Genomic DNA, 23761 nt, shown 5'->3' with positions numbered 1-23761 from the left:
TTGGTGCGGCAGGAGGCTCGCGACGATGCCGTCAGCCACGCGTCTCATCGGTCTCGAACTGCGCCAGCGCAGCGAGCGCGCGGCGATAATTGTCGACGCCGAGCCGGCGCGCCACGCGCTTCTCGTGGGCGGCCACCAGCGCATTCGCCTTCTTCAGGATCACGCGGCCGCGCGGCGTCAGGCCGAGCGCATGGGCGCGACGGTCCTGCTCGGATCGTTCGCGCACGATCAGCCCGGCCTGCTGCAGATCGTCGAGCAGCGCGACCATGCGCGCGCGCTCGATGCCGAGCGCGCCGGCAACGGCGATCTGCGCAGCGCCCGGATTGGCGGCGATCGTCTCCAGGATCGAATAGAGGATGACGTCGAGATCGATTGTCGCGAGCCCCGCGTTGGCGTCGCGGAAGATCCAGTGCTGCAGGCGGCGAACGAAATAGCCGAGATGGTTCTCGAGCTCGCCGAGGCGGATCGCAGCATCCTGCCTGGCCGCCTCTCGTTGCGCTCCGGCGCCGGCGCTCTTCGACATCAGGGGCTCGCTGCTGTGAGACGCCCATGCTTAGCCCGGCGGCCACCCGAGAACAAGCCGCCACAATTGGTCACGTCAGCAATAATTGCAGTTCACAACTATTCTGTTAGTCTGACCGGCAACGACTACAAAATGGAGGGAGGAGCCATGTCATCGGCGATGGCCATGGCTGAGCGCATTGCGATCGCAATGCGGCGGCGCAACAGAGCCGATCGCGGCTCTTCCGGTGAATCTCGGGGAGACATCGCATCGGCGGGCCCTGCGCCGTTCCGTCCGTCGTGGTCGGAGGCGGGCCATGATTAGCGCCGAACGCCATCCCCAGCCGGAACGCGCGATGTTCGCCGCTCCCTCCATCGAGGCCATCAGACGCGATGACGGCGCGATCATCCTGCGCTCGCGCATGAAGCTGCAGCCCACGGCCCGTTGCACCGGCGAATGGCTGGAGCACTGGGCACACAGCGCGCCGGACCGCACATTCCTCGCCGAGCGTCGCGGCGACACCTGGACCTGGCTCACCTATGGCGAGACGCTGACGCAGGTCCGCGCCGCCGCGGCGTGGATGCTGGCGCAGGGTCTCGGCCCGGATCGTCCGCTTGCGATTCTCTCCGACAACAGCATTGCCCACGCGGTGCTGGCGCTCGCGGCACAGCATGTCGGCATTCCCGTCTGCGCGATCTCGCCGGCCTACTCGCTGATGTCGACCGACCACGAGAAGATCAGGGCGATGATCCGCCTGCTCGATCCCGGCGCCATCTTCGTGGCTCGGCACGGCCCGTTCGCCCGCGCGCTGGCCGCGATCGAGGGCCTGCACCGCGCGGTGATCATCAGCGGGGATGGCGAGGGCACGAGCTCCGTGCCGTTGCAGGTCATGCTCAGCACGAAGCCCGGCCCGGAGGTCGACCGCGCCTTTGCCGCGGTCACGCCGGATACGATCGCAAAACTGCTGTTCACCTCGGGCTCGACCGGGCAGCCGAAGGCGGTGATCAACACGCACGGGATGCTGACCATGAGTCAGCAGGCCAAGGGCCAGCTATGGACCTTCCTGCGCGAGGTCGAAGGCGGCCCCGTCATCGTCGACTGGCTGCCCTGGAGCCACACCTTCGGCGCCAACCACAATTTCAACCTGGTACTCGCCCATGGCGGCTCGATCTATATCGACGGCGGCAAGCCGGCGCCCGGCCTGTTCGAGACCTCGCTCGCCAATCTCAGGAGCATGGTGCCGACGATCTACTTCAACGTTCCGCGCGGCTTCGACATGCTGGTCGCAGCGCTGAAGGCGGACGAGGATCTGCGAAAGAAGTTCTTCTCCGGCGTGACATGCATCCTCTATGCGGCCGCGGCGCTGCCGCAGAATCTGTGGGACGCGCTCAACGAGATGAGCCTGGCCTCGGTCGGCCGCCCTGCCCCGCTGGTCTCGGCCTGGGGCGCCACCGAGACGTCGCCGCTCGCGACCGACTGCCACTTCTTCGCCGAGCGCGCCGGCAATATCGGCGTGCCGATTCCCGGCACCGAGCTCAAGCTGGTGCCATCAGGCGAGAAGCTCGAGGTCCGCGTGCGCGGGCCGAATGTGATGCCGGGATATTGGAAAGCCCCCGAGATCACCGCCGTCGCCTTCGACGAGGAAGGTTTCTACAAGATCGGCGACGCCGTGAAGCTGGCCGACCCGGATCATCCGGAGCGCGGCCTGTTCTTCGACGGCCGCATCACCGAGGATTTCAAGCTCTCTTCCGGCACCTGGGTGAATGTCGGCGCGCTGCGCGTCGCCGGCATTGCCGCGCTGGCGCCGCTTGCGCAGGACATCGTGATATCAGGCCACGGCACCGACGAGGTGCATTTCCTGATCGTCCCGAACATCGCAGCCTGCCGCGTCACGGCCGGCTTGACCGACACCGCCACGGCCGGCGACGTGCTGGCGCATGCCTCCGTGCGCGGGGCCATCGCGCAAGGGCTTGCCAAGCTACGTGCCGAGGCCGTCGGCTCGTCGCGCTACGCGACGCGCGCGCTGCTCATGGCGGAGCCGCCGTCGCTCGATGCCGGCGAGATCACCGACAAGGGCTACATCAACCAGCGCGCGGTGCTGATGCGGCGCGCCAGCCTCGTCGCAAGACTGCAGGATGACACCGCGCCCGACGTGATCAGGCCAAGTGACGACGACTAATGAGTAGCCGCGCAGCGCATTTTGATGCAGAGATGCACCTGTTTTCCTACGAAATCCCGTAGAACTACGTGCCGGACAATCTGTATTCGGCATGATGCTACCACGGGCACTTAACCGGGCATCAACTGCGAAACCTTAAAATCATTCGCAATCAGCCCTCGTCTCGTGCCCAGGACCATCCATGGCTCAGCCGCGCTTCTCTCTCGCGCTCCGCATCTATGCGATCATCGGCTTGTCCTTCTGTGGACTCATCGGGCTCGCTGCAACGCAAAGCCAGAACCTCGAGACCGCACTGAAGGACCAGCGGCAGAGCGAGCTGATCCATCTGACGCAAACCGCCGTCAGCATCGCCCGCGAGGAATATGACGCGATCGCGCGCGACAAGGTGACGCCCGAGGTCGCGCAGAAGAAGGCGGCGGAACGGATCGGCAAGCTGCGCTACGGCAGCGGCGATTACTTCTGGATCAACGACATGGCTCCGAAGATGGTCATGCATCCGATCAAGCCGGAGCTGAACGGCCAGAGCCTCGCCGACAACAAGGACCCGACCGGCAAGCGGCTGTTCGTCGAGATGGTCGATGTCGTCAAGCGTCAGGGCGCCGGCGTCGTCGACTACATGTGGCCTAAGCCCGGCAAGGATGCGCCGCAGCCCAAGATGTCCTACGTCGCCGGCTTCGAGCCCTGGGGCTGGATCATCGGCACCGGCGTCTATGTCGACGATCTCGAGGCTCAGATGTGGGACAGCAAGCGCGCTGTGTTCATCGCCGCCATGCTGGTCATGCTCGTCATCGGATCGATCACGCTGATCATCGCGCGGCGGATGTCGTCCGCGCTGGCCGCGATGGGCGGCGCGCTGACCGAGCTGGGCCATGGCAATTTCGACATCAAGCTGCCCGGGCAGAACCGCAGCGACGAACTCGGTGACATGGCGCGCTCGATCGAGCAGTTCCGGCTGAAGACCGAGGAGAAGGCGCGGCAGACCGCGATGCTCGAGGACGAGCAGCGTCAGGTCGCCGAGCGCATCAAGTCCAAGGCGCTGCAGGAGATGGCGGAAGCGGTGGAGCAGGCCGCGAGCCAGGCCGTCGGCGAGGTCGCCGAAGGCACCGGCCAGATGGCCGGCAACGCCAAGTCGATGACCGACAGCGCCCTGACCCTGGAGCGGAATTCGAGCAGCGTCGCGGCTGCCGCCGAGCAGGCGCTCGCCACCACGCAGACGGTCGCCAAGGCATCGTCACAGCTCGCCGCCTCGATCTCGCAGATCTCCGGCCAGGTGAACTCATCGCGCGAGCTGACGCGCAAGGCCGTGGCCGCCTCGTCCGATGCGCAGGCGACGATTGCCAAACTGTCGGAGGCGGCGGACAAGGTCGGCGCCGTCACCAGCCTGATCAGCGAGATCGCCGGCCAGACCAACCTTCTGGCGCTCAACGCGACCATCGAGGCCGCCCGCGCCGGCGAGGCCGGCCGCGGCTTCGCCGTGGTCGCCTCCGAGGTGAAGTCGCTGGCCGAGCAGACGGCGAAAGCAACCAGCGAGATCGCGCAGCAGATCGCGGAGATCCAGGACTCGACGCGCGCCTCGGTGACATCGATCGGGGCGATCGGCGAGGTCATCCGCAACGTCGAAGCGGTATCCTCAGGTATCGCCGATGCGATCCAGGCCCAGAACAGCGTCACCGTCGAGATCTCCCGTACGGTCGAGGAGACTTCGGCGGCCGCGCGCGAGGTCGCGAGCCAGATCGCCGAGGTCTCGCGCGAGGCGAGCGAAGCCGGCCGCCGTTCGACCGACATCCGCGACGGCTCGACCACCGTCGCCGAGAAGGTGCAGCGCTTGCGCACCGAGCTGGTGCGCGTGATCCGGACCTCCACCGCCGACGTCGACCGCCGTCTCTCGACCCGGCTCAACATCAATCGTCCCGGCACGCTGCAGGCGAATGGCGAACAGATCAGCATGTCCGTGCGCAATTTGTCGCTCGGCGGCGCACTGCTCGAGCAGATTCCGGTCCGCCTGTCGGTCAACACACCGGTCATGCTCGCGATCGCCGGGATGATTTCCGACCTTCCGGGGACTGTCACACGCGTCGGCGATCGCACCGCGCTGGTGCAGTTCACGCTCAACCCGGAGCAGACCGCGCGCCTGACGGCCCTGATTTCGGACCGTCAGGCGGCGTGATCCGCCAAGTCGACCTCAGCGGAAATGGCAGGCGACGAGATGCCCCTCGTCGCTCGCCTTGAGCGGCGGCACTTCCTTGCTACAGACATCCTTCGCGATGGGGCAGCGGGTGTGGAAGTGACAGCCGGACGGCGGATTGATCGGGCTCGGCACCTCGCCCTTGAGCCGGACGCGCTTGCGCTTGACGCTGGGATCGGGGATCGGCACCGCCGATAGCAGCGCCTCGGTGTAGGGATGCTTCGGCGTCGAATAGAGCTGGCGTGACGGCGCGGTCTCGACGATGCGGCCGAGATACATCACGGCGACACGCCGGCTGATGTGCTCGACCACCGAGAGATCGTGCGCGACGAACAGATAGGCGATGCCGAACTTCTGCTGCAGGTCCTCAAGCAGGTTGATGACCTGAGCCTGGATCGAGACGTCGAGCGCCGACACCGGCTCGTCGCAGATGATCAGCTTGGGCTCGACCGCGATCGCCCTGGCAATGCCGATGCGCTGGCGCTGGCCGCCGGAGAATTCATGCGGATAGCGCGTCATGTGGTCGGCCTGCAGGCCGACGGTCTCCAGCAGATGGACGATACGCTCCTCGTAGTGCCGGCGCGATTTCGCGAGCCCGTGAATCGTCAGCGCCTCGCCGATGATGGCGCCGATCGTCATGCGCGGATTGAGCGAGGCGTAAGGGTCCTGGAAGATGATCTGGATGTCCCGGCGCAACGCACGCAGGCTCTCGCCTGACAACGAGATCACGTCCTTGCCTTCGAAGTTCAATTCGCCCGAGCTCGGCTCGATCAATCGGAGCACGCAGCGCCCGGTGGTCGACTTGCCGCAGCCGGACTCGCCGACCAGGCCGAAGGTTTCGCTCGGTTCGATGTGGAAGTTGACGCCGTCGACCGCGCGCACGCTGCCGATCTGGCGCTTCAACAAGCCGCCCTTGATCGGAAACGCCTTGGTCAGGTTGCGCACGGTGAGCAGCGGCGCCGGTGCGGTGGCGGGAGCAGCGACAGCTTCGGTCATCACGACAACGTCTCTTCGGCGCGGATGCACGCCACCTTGTGGCCGGGCTCGATCTCGCGCAGCTCCGGCTGCGCGCGCCGGCACTCGGGAATGGCAAAGCCGCAGCGCGACGCGAAGCGGCAGCCTTCGGGCGGATTGACCAGCTTCGGCACGCTGCCCGGGATGCTCTCCAGCCGGCTCTTCTTGACCGCGGCGAGATCGATGCGCGGGATCGAGCGGATCAGGCCCTGCGTGTAGGGATGGCGCGGATTGGCGAACAGCCGATCGACCGGCGCTTCCTCGGCGACCCGGCCGGCATACATCACGACGACGCGCTGCGCGACCTCGGCCACGACGCCCATGGCGTGGGTGATCAGCATGATCGACATGCCGAGCCGCTCCTTCATGTCGAGCAGCAGGTCGAGGATCTGCGCCTGGATCGTGACGTCGAGCGCGGTCGTCGGCTCGTCGGCGATCAGGAGCTTGGGATTGCACGACAGCGCCATCGCGATCATCACGCGCTGGCGCATGCCGCCGGAGAAATGATGCGGATAGTCGTGCACACGGGCTTTCGGATTCGGGATCTGCACCAGCGCCAGCATCTCCGCCGCGCGATCCATCGCCGCTTTCTTGGACAGGCCCTGATGCAGCCGGATCACCTCGGCGATCTGGTCGCCGACCGTGTAGACCGGATTGAGCGACGTCATCGGCTCCTGGAACACGATCGCGATCTCGCTGGCGCGGATGCGATTGAGCTCCGACGTCGGCAGCGGCACGAGATCGCGCCCCTGCCACAGGATCTGGCCGCCGGCGATGCGGCCGGGCGGCATCGCGATCAGCTTCAGCACCGACATCGCGGTGACGGTCTTGCCGGAGCCGGACTCGCCGACCACACACAGGGTCTCGCCACGGTTGATCGTGATGTCGACGCCGTCGACGGCCTGGACCTGGCCCTCGTCGCTGTTGAAATAGGTCTTCAGCCCCTTGATCTCGAGGAGCGGGGCCGCGTTGGCGTGCACTTGCGCGTCCATCACATCACCTTCCGCGGATCGAGCGCATCGCGCAGGCCGTCGCCGATGAAGTTGATCGCGATGACCGTGAGGAAGATCGCGCCGCCGGCGAACAGCGCCCAATGCGGCGCGATGTCGAGATAGTCCTTGGCGTCGAACAACAGCCGGCCCCAGGTCGGAATATCCGGCGGGAAGCCGAGGCCGAGGAACGACAGCGTCGACTCCGCGATGATCGCCGCCGCCACGTCGATGGTGCCCGCGACGATCACCGGTCCGAGCGCATTCGGCAGGATGTGACGGACGATGAGACGGATATTCGACGCGCCGAGCGCGCGTGCGGCCTCGACGAATTCCTTCTCGCGCAGCGACAGGAATTGCGCACGCACCAGACGCGCGACCGGCATCCAGCGGAAGCCGCCGATGACGAGCACGATCAGCACGAACACGCCGCCCTCCGGGCCGAGCCAGCCTTTGAGGAAGTCGCGGAACAGGTAGATGATCAGCAGCAGCAGCGGCAGTTGCGGCAGCGACAAGAACAGGTCGGTGAGCCACATCAGCGCGGCGTCGACCGGTCCCTTCGCGGTGCCGGCAAGCGCGCCGACGACGATGCCGACCAAGAGTGCCACGCCCATCGCGGCGAAGCCGACGGCGAGCGAGATACGGCCGCCATAGATCATGCGCGCCAAGAGGTCCTGGCCGAGATCGTCGGTGCCGAACGGGTGCTCCCAGGACGGCGGTGACAGCCGTGCGGTGAAGTCGATCTCGTTGATCGGAATGCGCCACAGGAACGGGCCGAGCACGATCGACAGCGCGAGCAGCAGCAGCACGACGATGCTGGCCGCCGCGAGGCGGTGACGAAGGAAGCGGCGCAGCGCGTCGCGGCCCGGCGAGAACCGCCGTTTCGGCGACGCGGCCGCCGACGCCGCCTCAACGGAAGGAGATGCGTGGGTCAAGCCAGCCATACAGAATGTCTGCGATGAGGTTGAAGAGGACGACGAGGCAGGCGAACACGAAGGTCACCGCCATGATGACCGGCGTATCATTGGCGAGGATCGCGCTGATCAGGAGCGAGCCGATGCCGGGAATGCGGAAGATCTGCTCGGTGACGATGGCGCCGCCGAACACGGTCGGCATCTGCAGCGCCACCAGGGTCACCACCGGGATCAGCGCGTTGCGCACGACGTGCTTGACGATGACCTTGCGCTCGTCGAGGCCCTTGGAGCGCGCGGTCGTGACGTAGTCGAGCTTGATGACGTCGAGCACGGCCGAGCGCACATAGCGCGTGTATGAAGCGGCCTGGTAAAGGCCCAGCACCGTGATCGGCATGATGGCCTGCTTGATACTCTCCCACCACCATTGCCATCCCGTCGCCTGCAGGTCGGCGCGATAGACGAACGGCAGCCAGCCGAGATTGACGCTGAAGATCAGGATCAGCAGCAGGCCGGTAAAGAAGGTCGGTAGCGAGAAGCCGATGAAGGCGAAGGTGTTGGCGATCTGGTCGAAGATCGAATAGGGCCGCCGCGCCGCCAGCACGCCGACCGGCAGCGCGACCGCGAGCGCGAGGATCTGCGCGGTGCCGACCACGTAGAGCGTGGTCGGGATCCGCTGCAGGATCAGCGTGTCGACGTTGACGCGGCTGGCGAACGAGAAGCCCCAATCGCCCTGGAACATGGCGACCAGCCAGCGCACATAGCGCACCAGCACGGGATCGTTCATCCCAAACTTGATGCGCAAGGCCTCGCGCACCTCGGGCGGCACGTTCGGATTGCTCGCGAGCTCGCCGAACGGATCGCCCGGCGCCAGCGCGAGCAGCACGAACAGGATGAGGCTGATGCCGAGCAGGCTCGGCAAAGCGACGATGAGGCGCCTGAGAAGGTAGTTTCCCATCGCTCCACCACTACGATGTCTGGCTGGTCATGCGGGCCGCGTCAGCTCGCCCGATGCCAGGTTGCGATGAACGCGAGGTCGTTGTCCCAGCCGCTCTTGTACAGGACCATGCCGTTCTTGACCCCGATCACATTGAGACGGTTGATCTCCGGCAGCACGTAATTGTCACGCACCACGAGGTCGTTGAGCTTGACGAAGTGCGCGGCGCGCTTGACGGGATCGAGCTCGCTCTGGGCCAGCTTGTAGGTCTCGTCATACTCTTTGTTCTGCCAGCGGCAGACGTTGCGGCCCTGCCACTTGTTCTCCTTGGTGGCGCATTCCCACGAGGTGAACTGGTTCATGAAGAACTGCGGGTCGGCCTGCGGCATCGTCGTCTGGTACATCTGCATGTCGCAGTAGAAGTGCGAATAGGTGTCGGGGTTGGCGACATCGGAGGAGAAGAACACCGAGGCCACGACCGACTTCAGCTCGACATCGATGCCGGCCTTCTGGCAGGCCTGCTTGATGATCGCCTGGTTCTTCTGGCGCGGGCCGTTGATCGAGGTCTGGAACACGAACTTCAGCTGCTTGCCGTCCTTCTCGCGAATGCCGGAGGAACCCTTTTTCCAGCCGGCGGCGTCGAGGATCTGGTTGGCCTTCTCGATCGAGAACTCGAAGGCGTTGTTCTTCGAGCGGAAGCGCTCGGGATTGTTGAGGAAGTTCGGGGTCGCGACGCCGGCACGGCCATAGATGAACTTCTGCACCGAGGCGCGGTCGATCAGGAGGTTGAGCGCCTTGCGCACCTCGGGATCGGAGAACAGCGGATGCTTGGTCTTGAGGCTGGCGCGCTCGCCGTCGACCTCGGTGTTCGGATCGGTGACGTTGAGGCCGATATATTCGATGTGGCCCGTCAGCGTGAGATCCGCCTTGCCCTGGCCGCCGGCTTCGAGCTTGACGAGGATCTCGTCCTCGACCTGCAGATTGTAGGCGTAGTCATACTCGCCGGTCTGCAGCACCGCGCGCGCCGCCGACACCGCATCGCCGCCGCCCTTGATCTCGACCGTGTCGAAATAAGGCTGCGTCGCAACGTGGTAGTCCGGGAAGCGCTTGCCGGCGACGGTGTCGCCCGGCTTGAAGTCGACGAACATGTACGGGCCGGTGCCGACCGGCTTCAGGTTCGCCGGCGCCTCGCGCGACTTCGCGCCGATATAGTCCGCGAAGTGATGCTTGGGAATGATGCAGCCGAACGAGGCCACGAAACCGTCGGCCCAGAACGGCGTCGGCTGCGGGAAGATCAGCTTGACGGTGAGATCGTCGATCTTCTCCATCGCCTTGATGTTCTTGTAGCTGCCGATCGAGACCGCCGAGGTCTCGGGATTGTTGGCGTATTCCCAGTTGAAGATCACGTCATCGGCGGTGAACGGCTTGCCGTCATGCCATTTCACGCCGGGCTTCAGCTTCCACGTCACGGACAGACCGTCCGCGGCGAGACCGCCGTTTTCCTTGCTGGGGATCTCGGCCGCCAGGATCGGAATGAGGTTGCCGTCCTTGTCCCAGCCGGCGAGCGGCTCATAGAACAGCCGGCAGGCTTCCTGGTCCTTGGTGCCGATGGCGAAATGCGGATTGAGCAGCGTCGGCGCCTGCCACAGCAGCAGCTTGAGCGGACCGCCGCCGCCGGCCTTGGTCGGCTTGTAGGGAATGGCGTCGGCGGCAACGGCGATGCCGGAATAAGAGAGCATCGCGCCGGCCATCGGCGCGGTGAGCCCCACGGCAATCATCCGCTGCACAAAATCGCGCCGCGACAGGCGCCCCGCTTTGACATCAGCGATCTGGTTACGGAGATCACGCTCGTTCATTCAATCGGCTCCAAGGTGGTGCTGATGCCAAAAAAACGCGCCCCGCGATGCATCAGCGCGGAGCTGCACAAAATTGGATCAGCCTTCGAAGCGACTGTCAAAGCAGAATCCGGGCCAATTTCGCAAGAAGGAATGGATGGATTGTCGCACCTTCGCGGTGCGACAATTTTTGCTGCAGAGCAGCCCCGGAAAATGGAACTACGCCACTACCGTAGCTCAGCATCAGCTCGCTGCGCGCGCCCACGGTGCGGGCGAGCGCTCAGCTTTCGCGATACCAGTTCGGCAACTGCCAGAGATCGTTGTCCCAGCCCGACGAATGAGTCTGCAATCCCTTGCGGACGCCGCTGACGCGGGGACGGTTGAGCTCCGGCAGCACATGACGGCCGGCGCAGACCAGATCGTTGAGCTTGATGTAGAGCGCGGCGCGCTTCACCGGATCGAGCTCGCGCAGCAGCTCATTGTAGAGATCGTCATACTCCTTGTTCTGCCAGCGCGAGACGTTGCGGCCCTGCCATTTGTTGGCCTTGGTCGCGGCCTCCCAGGAGACGTACTGGCTGAGGAAGGATTGCGGCTCCGGCGACGACATCGTCATCATCAGCATCTCCATGTCGCAATAGAAATGCGAGTAGGTGTCGGGATTGGCGACGTCGCTGGAGAAGAACACCGAGCCCACGACCGACTTCAGCTCGATCTCGATGCCCGCCTTCTGGCAGGCCTGCTTGATGATGGCCTGGTTCTTCTGCCGCGGTCCGTTGGTCGAGGTCTGGAATACGAACTTCAGCTGCTTGCCGTCCTTCTCGCGCAGCCCGCTCGCGCCCTTCTTCCAGCCGGCGTTCTCGAGAATCTGGTTGGCCTTCTCGATGTTGAACTCGAACGTCGTGTTCTTGGAGCGGTAGCGCTCGGGATTGTTGACGCAGTTCGACGTGGCGATGCCGCCGCGGCCATAGATGAACTTCTGGATCGAGGCGCGGTCGATCAAGAGATTGATCGCCTCGCGCACCGCCGGATCTGAGAACAGCGGGTGCTTGGTCTTGAGGCTCGCGCGCTCGCCGTCGACCTCGACATTGGGATCGGTCGCGTTGAGCATGATGAATTCGAGATTGCCGGTCGCCACGATCTCGGCGAACCCGGTGCCGCCGGCCTCGAGCTTCACCAGGATCTCGTCCTCGACCTGCAGGTTCCAGGCGTAGTCGTATTCCCCGGTCTGCAGCACCGCGCGCGCCGCCGACACGGCGTCGCCACCGCCCTTGATCTCCAGCGTGTCGAAATACGGCCGGTTCGGCACGTGGTAGTTGGGGTTGATCTTGCCGGTCAGCATGTCGCCCGGCTTGAAGTCGACGAACAGATAGGCGCCGGTGCCGACCGGCTTGAGATTGTTCGGCGCCTCGCGCGACTTCGCGCCGATATAGTCGCCGAACAGATGCTTCGGGATGATCGCGCCGCGACCGCCAACGAACGCCGTGAACCATAGCGGCGTCGGCTGGGCGAACACCAGGCGGACCGTGTGATCGTCGATCCGATCGATCGTCTTGATGTCCTTGTAGTCGGCGATGGTGACCGCCGACGTCTCCGGATTGGTGGCGAACTGCCAGTTGAAGATCACGTCGTCAGCGGTGAACGGCTGGCCGTCGTGCCATTTGACGCCCGGCTTGAGCTTCCAGATCACCCAGGTCCCGTCTGCGGCGATGGTGCCGTTGGCCACGCTGGGGATCTCCGCGGCGAGCACCGGCACGAGATTGCCGTCGGCATCCCATCCGGCCAGCGGCTCATAGAACGCGCGCGCGGATTCCTGGTCCTTGGCGCCGATGGCGAAATGCGGATTGAGCAGGGTCGGTGCCTGCCAGAACAGGAGCTTCAGCGGTCCGCCGCCGCCCGCCTTGGTCGGCTTGTAGGGAAAGTCCTGCGCCGCCATCGCGACCCCGGAATGCGCCAGCATCATGCCCGCAAGCGGCGCGGTGAGCCCGAGCGCGAGCATCCGCTGCACGAAATCGCGGCGCGAGAGCCGCCCATCCTTGACCGCAGCAATCTCGTGACGCAGGTCCTGTTCGTTCACTGTCGTTCTTCTCCAAAGCAGTAAAGTCTGTGATGCAGTTGAAGCGCGTGGGCGTCGTGCTTCGAGGTTCCGCGCCGCACGGCTATACGTCTGAGCCGATAGGCATGATCCGGGCCATTTGCCGCAGTCGCGGCGGCTCAGCGCGGCGGCTTCAGCTTGCGGAAGCGGACGCCGGTGCCGTCGGGCAGCCGGGTGGCGACATAGCCGGCCGCGAGGCAGGCCTCGCGTTGCGGCATCTTCTCCTGCGGACTCCGCAGGCTGTCCCACCACGAGGCGCGGTGCGACGCCCGCGGCAGGCTGTCGCCGATCAGCTCCTCGATCTCGTCGAGGCTGAGCACCAGCTCGGGACGGGTCTGCCGCTTGAGGTAGTCCCTTAGGGCGTCATAGTCGGGCAAATTGCAATTCCATCTCACTCGGCAGCCAGGGCGGGACGCAGCCACGACCGCCACCACTCGTTAACCTAACATGAGTTACTTCGAAGTATCCGTCAGTCTACGGACGGGACTCCACGGGGACGGGACGAGCCGATGCGCTGGACACGCCGAACAGGCCGGGCAAAGCCGCCTTGGCGTCTCTCGGCGCGCACGCTCGTCACCTGCTCCATCTCCACCATCATCGGCTTCTCCGCCATCTGCGCCAGCGTCATGATCGACCTGCGCCGCGGCGAGGAGGTGCGCGCCCGGCAGGCGCTGGAAAACCTTGCCGCCGGCATCGGCGCCGACATCAGCCGCAACATCGAGCTGTACGATCTCTCGCTGCGCGCCGTCGCCGCCAACATGTTGCTGCCCGAAATCGACGAGGTCAGCAAGCCGATCCGTCACCTGATCCTGTTCGACCGCGCCTCCACGGCGAAGAATTTCGGCGCCATCCAGGTGTTCGACGCGAAAGGCCGCCTAGCCATCGACTCGGCCACGCTCGATCCTTTGCCTGACGATCACAGCGACGCCGCGTTCTTCCAGGTTCATCGCGACCGCGCCGACGCCGGCCTGTATGTCAGCCGCCCCGCCGAGCATCAGGGCCGCACCGCCATCGTGCTGAGCCGCCGCATTTCCGCGCCCGACGGCCGCTTCGCCGGCGTCGTCGCCGGCTCGATCCGGCTGAGCTATTTCCGTGACCTGTTCAGCCAGCTCTCGCTCGGACCGGGCGTCGGCATCACGGTGTTCGGACGCGACGGCACCATCATCGTGACGGCGCCCTTCGATCAAGCCGCCATCGGCCGCAACCTCGCACGCGCGCCGGACGTGACCCGCACCTTGAGCGAGCCGAGCGGCTGGTCGAGCAGCTCCGGCGCGTTGGACGACGTGCCGCGCCTCCTGGTCTGGCGCAATGCCGGCGGCCCGCTGGTCGTGGTTGCCAGCCGGTCATGGGATAGCGTGTACGCCGTCTGGCGCAACGAGGCGGCGCAGATCGGCGCCCTGATGCTGGCGCTCATCGTCTTCGTGCTCGCGGCCACGCAGGTCGCCGCACGCGAGATTCAGCTGCGCGCGAAGGTCGAATCCAGGCTCGAGCGGCTCGCGACCACCGATCCGCTCACCGGGCTGAAGAACCGGCGCAAGTTCGACGAGACGATCGAGATCGAGTGGCGGCGCGCACTCCGTGCCGAAACGCCGCTGGCTTTGCTGATGATCGATGCCGATCACTTCAAGTGCTACAACGACACCCACGGCCATCAGGCCGGCGACCAGGTGCTGGTCGGCATCGCCGTCTGCATCTCGGATTCGGTGCGGCGGGCCGGCGATTGCGCGGCGCGCTATGGCGGCGAGGAGTTCGCGGTGCTGCTGCCGGGGACCGCGGAGGCCGACGCGTTGCACGTCGCCGAGACGATCCGCAACAAGGTCGCCTTGTGGGCGGGCGAGGCGACCAACACCTCGATCAGCATCGGCGTCGCCAGCGTGACGCCGTCGCGCGGGACGGACTGGACCGCCCTGATGAATGCCGCCGACAAGGCGCTCTATGTGGCCAAGGCGGCGGGCCGCAACCGCTGCATCACCGTGCCCGTGCCAAGGCCACAGCCCGCGGCCGCGCTGGCGGCGTGAGGCCGCCAGCCGCCTGGCGAGACCTGCGCAAGCGCCGGTCTCAGCCTTTGCTCTCGAGATACTTCTTCATGTCTTCGCGCAGGCTATCCCGCAGGTCGGACCGCGCCATGGCGAAGGCGATGTTGGCCTTGAGGAAGCCGGACTTCGAACCGCAATCATGCCGCTCGCCGTCGAAATCGACGCCGTAGAATTTCTGCGTCTTCGACAGGCCGATCATCGCATCGGTGAGCTGGATCTCGCCGCCGGCGCCGCGCTCCTGCGTCGCCAGGATCTTGAAGATCTCCGGCTGCAGGATGTAGCGGCCGGTGATCGAGAAGTTCGACGGCGCCGTGCCCTTGGCCGGCTTCTCGACCATGCCGTCGACCTCGAAGATCTTGCCGTCGCGCGGGCCTACGCCGCAGATGCCGTATTGATGGGTCTGGTCGGCCGGCACCTCCTGCACCGCGAGCACGTTGCTCTTCTCCGGCAGCTTGTTGGCGGCGGCGATCATCTGCGCCAGGCACCCCGGCGTGTTCAGCACCAGTTCGTCCGGCAGCACCACCGCGAACGGCTCGTCACCGACGATGTCGCGCGCGCACCACACCGCGTGGCCGAGGCCGAGCGGCGCCTGCTGACGGGTGAAGCTGACGGCGCCCGCCTCCGGCTGGTCGCGGGCCAGGATATCCATTTCGGTTTTCTTGCCGCGCGCCGCGAGCGTCGCGTCGAGCTCATACATGCGGTCGAAATGGTCTTCGATCGAGGTCTTGTTGCGCCCGGTGACGAACACGAAATGCTCGATGCCGGCTTCCTTCGCTTCGTCGAAGACATATTGGATGAGCGGCTTGTCGACGATCGTCAGCATCTCCTTCGGCATCGCCTTGGTGGCGGGAAGGACGCGGGTGCCGAGACCGGCGACCGGAAAAACGGCTTTGCGGATCTTCATGGGGCCTGATTAAACCTTGTGACGAATGAATGCGAAACCGATCGCATGTTGGTAGCTGGTTTGCAGCCGAGAACAAAGGCGGATGTTGGTCCGGTGTTCCCCTCGACACGGACGGAAGGGCTAAATTTCGCTGCGGAAATCCTTAACCTTGTTAATCTCCCGTTAAGCAGGACCGGGCCTCGTGAAGGCTGGTCTTCCCGGCGATCTGGATCGAGACATGGCGCGACGGAACGTAATGCTGGCAGCTCTCAAGGCCGGCGCCACTGCGGCGGCCGTCGTGACGGTGGTCACGATGGTGTCCGGTTCCGCATCGGCGCAGTCCACCGGCGGCGGGCCGCTGAACTTTCTCGACAGCCTGTTCACGGGCACGCTGACCAAGGGCAACCCGAGCCCGGGCCAGCCTGCGCAAGCCCCCTCTCCCGGCGGGCCGCAGCCGTGGAGCGGCGAGGACGGCGCCTCCGGCCACCCGCTGATGACGGCGGCGGCGATTCGCGAGGCAGCCGGCAATTTCGACGCCTGCGTCGCAGGCATGTGGCCAGATGCCGCACGGCGCAACATCACCCAGGACAATTTCCAGCGCTTCACCGCCGGGCTGTCGCCTGACCTGCGCATCATGGACCTGCTCGATGCGCAGCCGGAGTTCACCAAGTCGATCTGGGACTATCTCGACATCCTGGTGAACGACAATCGGCTGGCCAAGGGCCGCGAGGTGCTGGCGAAGTACAAGGCGCAGTTCGATGCGACCGAGCGCGCCTATGGCGTCGACCGCTACATCATCGCTGCGATCTGGGGCATTGAATCCAACTACTCGACGCAGATCGGCGACCGCAGCGTGCTGCAATCCACCGCGACGCTGGCCTGCATCGGCCGCCGCCAGGCCTATTTCAAGGACGAGTTCCTGTCGGCGCTTGAGATCCTCAATCGCGGCGATCTCAGGCCTGAGCAGATGCGCGGCTCCTGGGCCGGCGCGTTCGGCCCGACCCAGTTCATGCCGACCGCGTTCAAGCGCTTCGCCGTCGATGCCGACGGCGACGGCCGCCGCGACGTCGTCGACAATCCGGCCGACCTGATCGCCTCGACCGCCAACAACCTCAAGAAGGACGGCTGGCAGAGCGGCCAGAGCTGGGGCTACGAGGTCGCCGTGCCCCAGGGCTTCAACTACATGCTGGCCGACCGCGCCAAGAGCATGAGCTTCGGCCAATGGGAACAGCTCGGCCTGAAGCGCGCCAACGGTCAGCCCTTCCCGGCGACGAACGAGAAGGCCTACCTGCTGGCGCCGGCGGGCGCCCAGGGCCCCGGCTTCCTGATGCTGCAGAATTTCCGCGTGATCATGAAATACAATCCGGCCGAGGCCTATGCGCTGGCGATCGGACATTTCGCCGACCGGCTGCGCGGCGCGCCGCCGTTCGTGCAGGCCTGGCCCCGCGAGGAGCGCACCTTGTCGCGCGCCGAGCGGCTGGAATTGCAGCAATTGCTGGCCGACCGCGGATTCTACCGCGGAACGCCCGACGGTCAGTTCGGCGGCCAGACCCGCGAGGCCCTGCGGAACTTCCAGGCATCGATCGGGGCGCCGGCCGATGGCTTCGCCACCTCCGACGTGCTGGAACGGCTGCGCGGGCGCTGACACGTCTCCCCCGCCCCTGCCGGTAACCTTTTGGGGCGATTGCCGGCGGACATCAACACCATCCGGTGAATGCCCGTTTGCGGCCTGATTCGGGTCCTATTATATGGATTGTCACGATTTCGCCGCGCGGCGCTGCGGACGGGTGCGCATGTCAAAGCTGAAGTTCCTCCTCAAGCTGTTGAACGAGCCCGGCCCGGCGGTCGTTTTGGCCGTCGTGATTGCCATGCTGGTCGGAATCACCGGCCCGGCCTCGGCCCAGTTCTTCAACTTCAACCCGTTCTCATCGCCCCCGCCCCGGGCGGCGCCGCAGCGCGGCGGCGGTGGTGGTGGCTGGTTCGGCAGCGACTTCTTCGCGCCCTTCCAGCCGCAGCAGCCGAAGCGGGTGCAGCAGGATTATTCCAAGGCGCCGCCGCCGGAGAGGCGCGACAACGCCAACGCGCCCGAGCGCTACGTGCTGGTGCTTGGCGACGGCATGGCCGACTGGCTGGCCTATGGCCTCGAAGATGCCTATTCCGAGCAGCCGGACATGGGCATCACCCGCCGGATCAGGACCAACTCGGGCCTGATTAAATACCAGCCGAAGGGCGAGCCGGCCGACTGGGCCGCCGCCGCCAAGGGGATCCTGGCGACCGAGCGGGTAGACGCGATCGTCATCATGCTCGGCCTCAACGACCGTCTCCCGATCCGCGAGCCGGCCGTGGAGAAGACCGAAAAGCCCGACGACAAGAAGGCGGATAAAGCCAAGAAGGATGCCAAGGCCAAGCCGGGTGAAGCCAAGCCGGCTGACGGCAAGCCGGGTGACCCCAAGTCCGGCGAGGCCAAGCCGGACGCCAAGCCCGATGCAAAGACGGATACGGCCGCTAAACCGGCCGACAGCGAGCTGCCGCAGGACGAGGCCGACAACGACACGCCCGCCGTCGCGGCGCCGGAAAAGACCGCGCGAGCCCCGGGCGCCCTCTACGAATTCCGCGACGAGCGCTGGGTCGAGCTCTACACCAAGAAGATCGAGGAGATGATCGCGGTCGCCAAGAGCAAGGGCGTGCCGGTGCTCTGGGTCGGCCTGCCCGCGGTGCGCGGCCCGAAAGGCACCGCCGACACCCTGTTCCTCGATTCGCTCTATCGCGACGCCGCCGGCAAGGCCGGAATCACCTATGTCGACGTCTGGGACGGCTTCGTCGACGAAGCCGGCCGCTTCCTGCAGAAGGGCCCGGACTTCGAGGGCCAGATCCGCCAGCTGCGCTCCTATGACGGCGTCTATTTCACCAAGCCCGGCGCCCGCAAGCTCGCGCACTATGCCGAGCGCGAGATCAACCGCCTGCTCGCAGCCCGCTCCGCCCCGCTGGAGCTGCCGACCGAGCCGGCGACACCCGACGCCAATGCCGTGCCTGGTCAGCCTGCGCCGCGCCCCGTGGCCGGACCGATCCTGCCGCTGGTGGCCTCGTCGGTCGGCACCGACCAATTGCTCGGCGGTCCCGGCTCGCGTCCCGCCGCCGTCGACGCGCTGGCGGCGCGCACCCTGGTCAAGGGTGAGGCGCTCAGCCCTCCGGCCGGGCGCGCCGATGATTTCGTCTGGCCGCGCCGCGAGGTCGGCCGCGAACAGGCCAAGGAGCCACCGAAGGAGCTGAGCAAGCCGGATACGCCCGTCGCGGCGACCTCACCCACGGAGGCCGCGCCGGCGGCAGCCGGTCAGCTTCCCCAGCAGCAACGGCCGAAGCGGCTGACGACCCCGGCCACCCCCGGCCAGACGGCGCCCAGCCAGGGCCAACAGCCGAACCCCAACGGCCAAGCGAACCAGAACGGCAACCAGAACGGCCTGCGCGACTTCTTCGGCTTCGGCGCGCCACAGCAGCAGCAACAGCCGGCACAGCCGCGACCACCCACCGTCCGCAATCCCAATGCGCCGCCGCGGCCGCCAGGCTCCGTGGGCCGCTCGGCGGCGGTGCTGGAGGCACCTGCGCGCTGAGCGCGAATCGCGAGGCGAGAGCGAACGCGATCCATCAATGCCAATCGGCCCGCATTCCCAGGGGAATGCGGGCCGATTGTCGTTCAGCCGTCGCCTGACGTGCTGTCGTTGTCTCAGTAGCGCCAGCGCCGCGGCTGTGGCTGGCTCGACGGACGCATCAGCATCGCGAGCAGGAAGCCGATGCCGCCGGCCACGAGCAACGCGCCCATCGGATTGTCCTGCACCCGCTTGGTGAGCGCCTGGGTGCCGTCACGCAGGCTGTCGGTGCTGCTGCCGAACGTGTCCTTGGCGTAGTCCATCGCGGCATCGCCGGCCTCGCGGGCGGCGTCCTTGGCCTGGCCATACAGGTTCTGCACCACGCCTGAAGCCTCGCGCGCACGACCAGAGGCCTGCGTGCTCTTGTCGCCGGTCATCTCGCCGATTCCGCTCTCGACCTTGCCTGCGACATCCTTCGCCGTACCGGTCAAACGATCCGTATCCATTGCCGCCTCTCCTTGTCTCGCGTTTGCGGGGCTTTCCGCTCAGCTAACCGGCTGGGGCGGCGACAGTTCCGGCGGACTACAAAATCAGCCCGCCATCGACGACGATGGTCTGGCCGATGATGTAGGACGACAGCGGCGAGGCGAGGAACAGCGCCGCACCGGCCATGTCCTGCGGCGTGCCGAGCCGCTTCAGCGGAATGCGCTGCAGGGCGCCTTCGAGACGCTGCGGATTGGCTGTCGTGACCTTGGTCATCTTGGTATCGACGAGACCCGGCGCGATGCCGTTGACGCGGATGCCATCACCGGCCCAGGCCTCCGCCAGGGTCCGCGTCAGGCCGACCGCCCCGGTCTTGGAGGCATTGTAGGCGGGGTTGCCCATCGTCGAATGATAGGCCGCGGTCGACGACACGATGATCAGCGCGCCATTGGCCTCGCTCAGCATGCCGTGAAACTTCGTCGCACAGGCCATCAGGCTGATGAGATTGACCTCCAGCACCTTGCGGAAGCCGTCCATCGCGAACTCACCGCGCCGATACAGCACCGCGCCCTGCGCCAGCACCAGCACGTCGAGCCGGTCGAAGCGCGGCGCGAACGCCTCGATCGCGGCGGCATTGCCGACGTCGAGCTGATGATAGTCGAGCCCCGCGAGATCTGAGCCGTCTTCGGCGCGATAATCGGCCGCACCGGCGCGCGTGCCGCAGACCGCGACCCGAGCGCCCTGCGTGCGAAACGCCTGCGCGATGCCGTTGCCGATGCCGCTGGATCCGCCGATCACAAGCACCTGCCGCCCCGAGAAATCGAGCGCGCTCATCTCCCTGCACTCCCCTTGTTGTTTGTTCGCCACGGCTTACGCCATGGGTTTCGCTATGTGTGGAGAGCGCCGGTGGTGCTGTCAACGTGACGGCAGGTCAGCGCTGCGAACGCGATGCGAGCCTACTTCGCCGGCGTCAGCCGCCTGAGCCGGCCCGGCGAGTCGTCTTCGATGATCCAGACCGCGCCATCCGGCGCCACCGCGACATCGCGGATGCGCTCGCCCATGTCCCAGCGTTCGGCCTCGTCGGGCTGGCCGTCGGCACGAAACGCCACGCGCACCAGCGCCTGAGCCCTGAGGCCGCCGATCAGCGCCGATCCCTTCCATTGTGGAAACATCGCGCCGTCATAGAAGGCGAGGCCGGCCGGCGCGATCACCGGGTCCCAATACAGCGGCGGCGCCGCAAGATCGGGGCGCGTCGTATGCCGCGGGATCGGCGTGCCGTCGTAATTGTCGCCGTTCGAGACCAGCGGCCAGCCGTAGTTCTTGCCCGGCTCGATCAGGTTGAGCTCGTCGCCGCCGCGCGGGCCCATCTCGTGCAGCCACAGCTTTCCGTCGGGCGCGAAGGCAAGGCCGTAGGGATTACGGTGACCGGTGGTCCAGGTCTGCGCCGGTACGCCCTTGTCCTCGGCCATCGGATTGTCCGACGGCGTCGAGCCGTCGAGATTGAGCCTGAGCACCTTGCCGCGAGCCTGGCGCGGGTCCTGCGCGCTGGTCGGCTGCATCCGGTCGCCGACCGTCAGGAACAGGTGCGTTCCCTGCGGATCGAACGCGATGATGCCGCCCGGCTGGCCACCGCCGCCCGCCGGCGTCTGGCGCCAGATGACGGTGAGATTCGCGAGGCTGGCGCGGCCGTCCGCCAGCGACAGAACGGCACGGGCGAGCGCGAGGCGGCTGCCCTCGGCATTCGGCTCGGTGTAGCTGATATAGACCTGCGACGACGTCGCAAAGTCCGGCGCGACCGCGATGTCCAGGAGGCCGTTCTGTCCGCGCGCGGCAACCGCGGGCACATTGCCGACCTCTGTCTTCTGCCCGCTCTGGGTGACGACGAAGATCCGGCCCGGCTTCTCGGTGATCAGCATCCGCCCATCCGGCAGGAACGCGATCGCCCAGGGCGTGTCGAATTCCGCCACCGTCTTGGCATCGAAGGGCTGGACCGAACTCGCTTTGCGCCCCCCGGCGTTGATGCTGTCCGCGCCTGCGGCGTCGGCAGCAAACAATCCCGCAGCCAAAGCCAGGCCGATGACTGTCTTGAGCACCATGATCACTCCGGTTCGTTGGTCCGTGCCGTCAGCAACGTGCACGCGGCCATGCCAGATCGGTGCTGACCAAATGCGTCTGATTGGTGATAATCCTCGGGGTCGAGAGATGATGTGCATTTTTCCGTGAGCCGCAAATATGCAGGAACATAGGCAACTCAGCCGAACAGTCCGGGGATCGACCGTGCTGATCACGGGCGCGGCATCCGGCATGGGGCGTGCGACCGCGCGGGTGTTCGCCGATGACGGCGCGCGGGTCGCCGTCACGGATATCGATGAGACCGGCGCCCGCGCCGTGGCCGCCGAGATCGCAGCGTCCGGCGGAACTGCGCGCGCCTGGCGGCTCGATCTGACCGATCGCGAGGCGATCAGCACGGTGGTGAACGAGGCGGCCGCGCAGTTCGGCGGGCTCGACATCGTCGTCAATAATGCCGGCATCTCGGTGCGCGTCGCCATCGACGACGAGGCCTATGACGACGCATGGGCCAAGGGCATCGCCGTGATGCTCACCGCGCAGCAGCGCGTCATCCGCGCCGCATTGCCGCACCTACGCCGGTCAAATAGCCCGCGCATCGTCAACATCGCCTCCACCGAAGCGCTCGGCGCCACCGCGCTGCACAGCGCCTATTCGGCGGCGAAAGCGGGCGTGACCGGACTGACGCGCTCGCTCGCCGTCGAGCTCGGACGCGACGGCATCACCGTCAACTGCATCTGCCCCGGGCCGATCACGACCGCGATGACCGCGCGCATTCCCGACGAGCAGAAGGCGATCTACGCCAAGCGCCGCACCGCGCTGGGCCGCTACGGCGATCCGGAGGAAGTGGCGCACATGACCTTGAGCCTGTGCCTACCGGCCGCGTCGTTCATCACCGGCGCCGTGATTCCGGTCGACGGCGGGCTGATGGCACGCAACGCGTGATGCTCTCCTGCGCCGGCATGACAGCCGTGCGCGTCGGGCTCCGTGCTTCGCGTTGACTTCGCGGAGCGCGGGCGTAGCCTCGAATCAGAAGCGGGCACGAGTCCGCCATGATGAGGACACGCAAGGAGAACGCCATGGCCATCGCCATCCGGCAGCTTCATCCCCATTTCGTCGGCGAAGTCTCAGGCATCGACCTGCGCGCGCCTCTCGCACGCGACGAGGTCGCACAGCTGCAGGCCGCGATCGATCACTACGCGGTTCTGGTGTTCCATGATCAGGACCTCACCGACGAGCAGCAGCTCGCTTTCGCGCTGAACTTCGGCGAGCGCGAGCAGGCGCGCGGCGGCACGGTGACCAAGAAAGAGGATTATCGCCTCGGCACCGGACTGAACGACGTGTCCAATCTCGGCAAGGACGGCAAGCCGCTGCCGTCGGATCACCGCACGCATCTGTTCAATCTCGGCAACTGCCTGTGGCACTCCGACAGCTCATTCCGGCCGATCCCGGCGAAGTACTCGATCCTGTCGGCGCGCATCGTCAATCCGAAAGGCGGCAACACGGAGTTCGCCGACATGCGCGCCGCCTATGATGCGCTGGACCAGGACAGCAAGGCCGAGATCGACAGTCTCGTCTGCGAACATTCGCTGATGTATTCACGCGGCTCGCTCGGCTTCCTGGACTACACCGATGAGGAAAAGGCCATGTTCAAGCCGGTGCTGCAGCGCCTGGTGCGAACGCATCCCGCGCATGGCCGCAAGTCGCTCTATCTGTCGTCGCATGCCGGCGCCGTCGTCGGCATGAGCATCCCCGAAGGACGGCTGCTGCTGCGCGACCTCACCGAGCACGCCACGCAGCCCGAGTTCGTCTACGTCCACAAATGGCGGCTGCACGATCTGATCATGTGGGACAATCGCCAGACCATGCACCGCGTGCGCCGCTACGATCAGTCCCAACCGCGCGACATGCGCCGCGCGACGGTCGCCGGCACCGAGCCAACCGTGGCACAGCAGGCGGCGGAGTAGCGGGAGCTGCAGCGACTGTTGTTCGAGAGACATCGTCATTGGCGACGCGACGAGGCAATACGCAGTCGCGAGCGGACTCCGGCGAGGTGTGCAGCAG

At 66.2% G+C, this 23761-nt stretch carries 19 protein-coding genes; 7 read left to right on the top strand and 12 right to left on the bottom strand.

Going from position 1 to position 23761, the window contains the following annotated elements; all coding sequences use genetic code 11:
- Positions 1 to 31: 31 nt before the first annotated feature.
- Positions 32 to 523: a MarR family winged helix-turn-helix transcriptional regulator gene (locus NLR35_RS10095; protein WP_257166409.1), complete on the bottom strand. Its 492-nt coding sequence runs from the start codon at positions 521 to 523 to the stop codon at positions 32 to 34.
- 295 nt (positions 524 to 818) lie between these two features.
- Between NLR35_RS10095 and NLR35_RS10090 the strand changes: the two genes are divergently transcribed.
- Both NLR35_RS10090 and NLR35_RS10085 read left to right on the top strand, forming a co-directional pair.
- Positions 819 to 2681, top strand: coding sequence for a feruloyl-CoA synthase (locus NLR35_RS10090; RefSeq protein ID WP_257166408.1), 1863 nt, complete (start codon positions 819 to 821; stop codon positions 2679 to 2681).
- 181 nt (positions 2682 to 2862) lie between these two features.
- The gene (locus NLR35_RS10085; RefSeq protein ID WP_257166407.1) at positions 2863 to 4848 is read left to right on the top strand and encodes a cache domain-containing protein; all 1986 of its coding nucleotides are present in this window, start codon (positions 2863 to 2865) and stop codon (positions 4846 to 4848) included.
- A gap of 15 nt (positions 4849 to 4863) precedes the next feature.
- Here NLR35_RS10085 and NLR35_RS10080 read toward each other — a convergent pair whose 3' ends face one another.
- From NLR35_RS10080 to NLR35_RS10050, 7 genes are all read right to left on the bottom strand, one after another.
- A complete protein-coding gene (locus NLR35_RS10080; RefSeq protein WP_257166406.1) occupies positions 4864 to 5862 on the bottom strand; it encodes an ABC transporter ATP-binding protein in 999 nt (332 codons plus the stop codon).
- Positions 5862 to 6872: an ABC transporter ATP-binding protein gene (locus tag NLR35_RS10075; protein ID WP_257166405.1), complete on the bottom strand. Its 1011-nt coding sequence runs from the start codon at positions 6870 to 6872 to the stop codon at positions 5862 to 5864. Before NLR35_RS10075 ends, NLR35_RS10080 begins: the two co-directional genes overlap by 1 nt.
- The gene (locus NLR35_RS10070; RefSeq protein ID WP_257166404.1) at positions 6872 to 7813 is read right to left on the bottom strand and encodes an ABC transporter permease; all 942 of its coding nucleotides are present in this window, start codon (positions 7811 to 7813) and stop codon (positions 6872 to 6874) included. The genes NLR35_RS10075 and NLR35_RS10070 overlap by 1 nt, the downstream gene beginning before the upstream one ends.
- Positions 7779 to 8738 carry an ABC transporter permease gene (locus tag NLR35_RS10065; protein WP_257166403.1) on the bottom strand — a complete coding sequence of 320 codons (960 nt, stop codon included), beginning with the start codon at positions 8736 to 8738 and terminating at the stop codon, positions 7779 to 7781. Before NLR35_RS10065 ends, NLR35_RS10070 begins: the two co-directional genes overlap by 35 nt.
- Positions 8739 to 8779: 41 nt before the next feature.
- Positions 8780 to 10573 carry a peptide ABC transporter substrate-binding protein gene (locus NLR35_RS10060; RefSeq protein WP_257166402.1) on the bottom strand — a complete coding sequence of 598 codons (1794 nt, stop codon included), beginning with the start codon at positions 10571 to 10573 and terminating at the stop codon, positions 8780 to 8782.
- A gap of 259 nt (positions 10574 to 10832) precedes the next feature.
- Entirely contained in the window at positions 10833 to 12626 is a 1794-nt protein-coding gene (locus tag NLR35_RS10055; RefSeq protein ID WP_257166401.1) for a peptide ABC transporter substrate-binding protein, read from the bottom strand.
- A gap of 137 nt (positions 12627 to 12763) precedes the next feature.
- A complete protein-coding gene (locus NLR35_RS10050; protein WP_257166400.1) occupies positions 12764 to 13021 on the bottom strand; it encodes a hypothetical protein in 258 nt (85 codons plus the stop codon).
- 132 nt (positions 13022 to 13153) lie between these two features.
- Between NLR35_RS10050 and NLR35_RS10045 the strand changes: the two genes are divergently transcribed.
- Positions 13154 to 14662 (top strand): diguanylate cyclase, encoded by a 1509-nt coding sequence (locus NLR35_RS10045; RefSeq protein WP_257166399.1) that lies wholly within the window; start codon positions 13154 to 13156, stop codon positions 14660 to 14662.
- A gap of 40 nt (positions 14663 to 14702) precedes the next feature.
- Here NLR35_RS10045 and galU read toward each other — a convergent pair whose 3' ends face one another.
- Positions 14703 to 15584 carry a UTP--glucose-1-phosphate uridylyltransferase GalU gene (gene galU, locus NLR35_RS10040; RefSeq protein WP_257166398.1) on the bottom strand — a complete coding sequence of 294 codons (882 nt, stop codon included), beginning with the start codon at positions 15582 to 15584 and terminating at the stop codon, positions 14703 to 14705.
- A 217-nt stretch (positions 15585 to 15801) separates the two neighbouring features.
- Between galU and NLR35_RS10035 the strand changes: the two genes are divergently transcribed.
- The gene (locus tag NLR35_RS10035; RefSeq protein ID WP_257166397.1) at positions 15802 to 17208 is read left to right on the top strand and encodes a lytic murein transglycosylase; all 1407 of its coding nucleotides are present in this window, start codon (positions 15802 to 15804) and stop codon (positions 17206 to 17208) included.
- 148 nt (positions 17209 to 17356) lie between these two features.
- On the top strand, positions 17357 to 19171 hold the full coding sequence (locus NLR35_RS10030; RefSeq protein ID WP_257166396.1) for a DUF459 domain-containing protein: 1815 nt from the start codon (positions 17357 to 17359) through the stop codon (positions 19169 to 19171).
- Between the two features lie 113 nt (positions 19172 to 19284).
- Here NLR35_RS10030 and NLR35_RS10025 read toward each other — a convergent pair whose 3' ends face one another.
- The 3 genes from NLR35_RS10025 to NLR35_RS10015 all read right to left on the bottom strand — a co-directional run bounded on the left by NLR35_RS10025 (position 19285) and on the right by NLR35_RS10015 (position 21726).
- Positions 19285 to 19653, bottom strand: a complete 369-nt coding sequence (locus tag NLR35_RS10025; protein ID WP_257166395.1) for a CsbD family protein — start codon at positions 19651 to 19653, stop codon at positions 19285 to 19287.
- Positions 19654 to 19729: 76 nt separating this feature from the next.
- Positions 19730 to 20464 carry an SDR family NAD(P)-dependent oxidoreductase gene (locus tag NLR35_RS10020; RefSeq protein WP_257166394.1) on the bottom strand — a complete coding sequence of 245 codons (735 nt, stop codon included), beginning with the start codon at positions 20462 to 20464 and terminating at the stop codon, positions 19730 to 19732.
- A gap of 122 nt (positions 20465 to 20586) precedes the next feature.
- Entirely contained in the window at positions 20587 to 21726 is a 1140-nt protein-coding gene (locus tag NLR35_RS10015) for a PQQ-dependent sugar dehydrogenase (RefSeq protein ID WP_257166393.1), read from the bottom strand.
- Between the two features lie 136 nt (positions 21727 to 21862).
- On the opposite strand from NLR35_RS10015, the gene NLR35_RS10010 reads away from it, so the two are divergent.
- The gene (locus NLR35_RS10010; RefSeq protein ID WP_257166392.1) at positions 21863 to 22642 is read left to right on the top strand and encodes an SDR family NAD(P)-dependent oxidoreductase; all 780 of its coding nucleotides are present in this window, start codon (positions 21863 to 21865) and stop codon (positions 22640 to 22642) included.
- A 134-nt stretch (positions 22643 to 22776) separates the two neighbouring features.
- Complete coding sequence (locus NLR35_RS10005; RefSeq protein ID WP_257166391.1) at positions 22777 to 23664, top strand: TauD/TfdA family dioxygenase; 888 nt, start codon at positions 22777 to 22779, stop codon at positions 23662 to 23664.
- Positions 23665 to 23761: the final 97 nt, after the last annotated feature.

The organism is Bradyrhizobium sp. SRS-191, assembly GCF_024586915.1.
In the GTDB taxonomy this organism is placed as follows: domain Bacteria; phylum Pseudomonadota; class Alphaproteobacteria; order Rhizobiales; family Xanthobacteraceae; genus Bradyrhizobium.
Note: the sequence above shows the minus strand (reverse complement) of the source record. Positions and strands in the feature narration are given on the sequence as shown.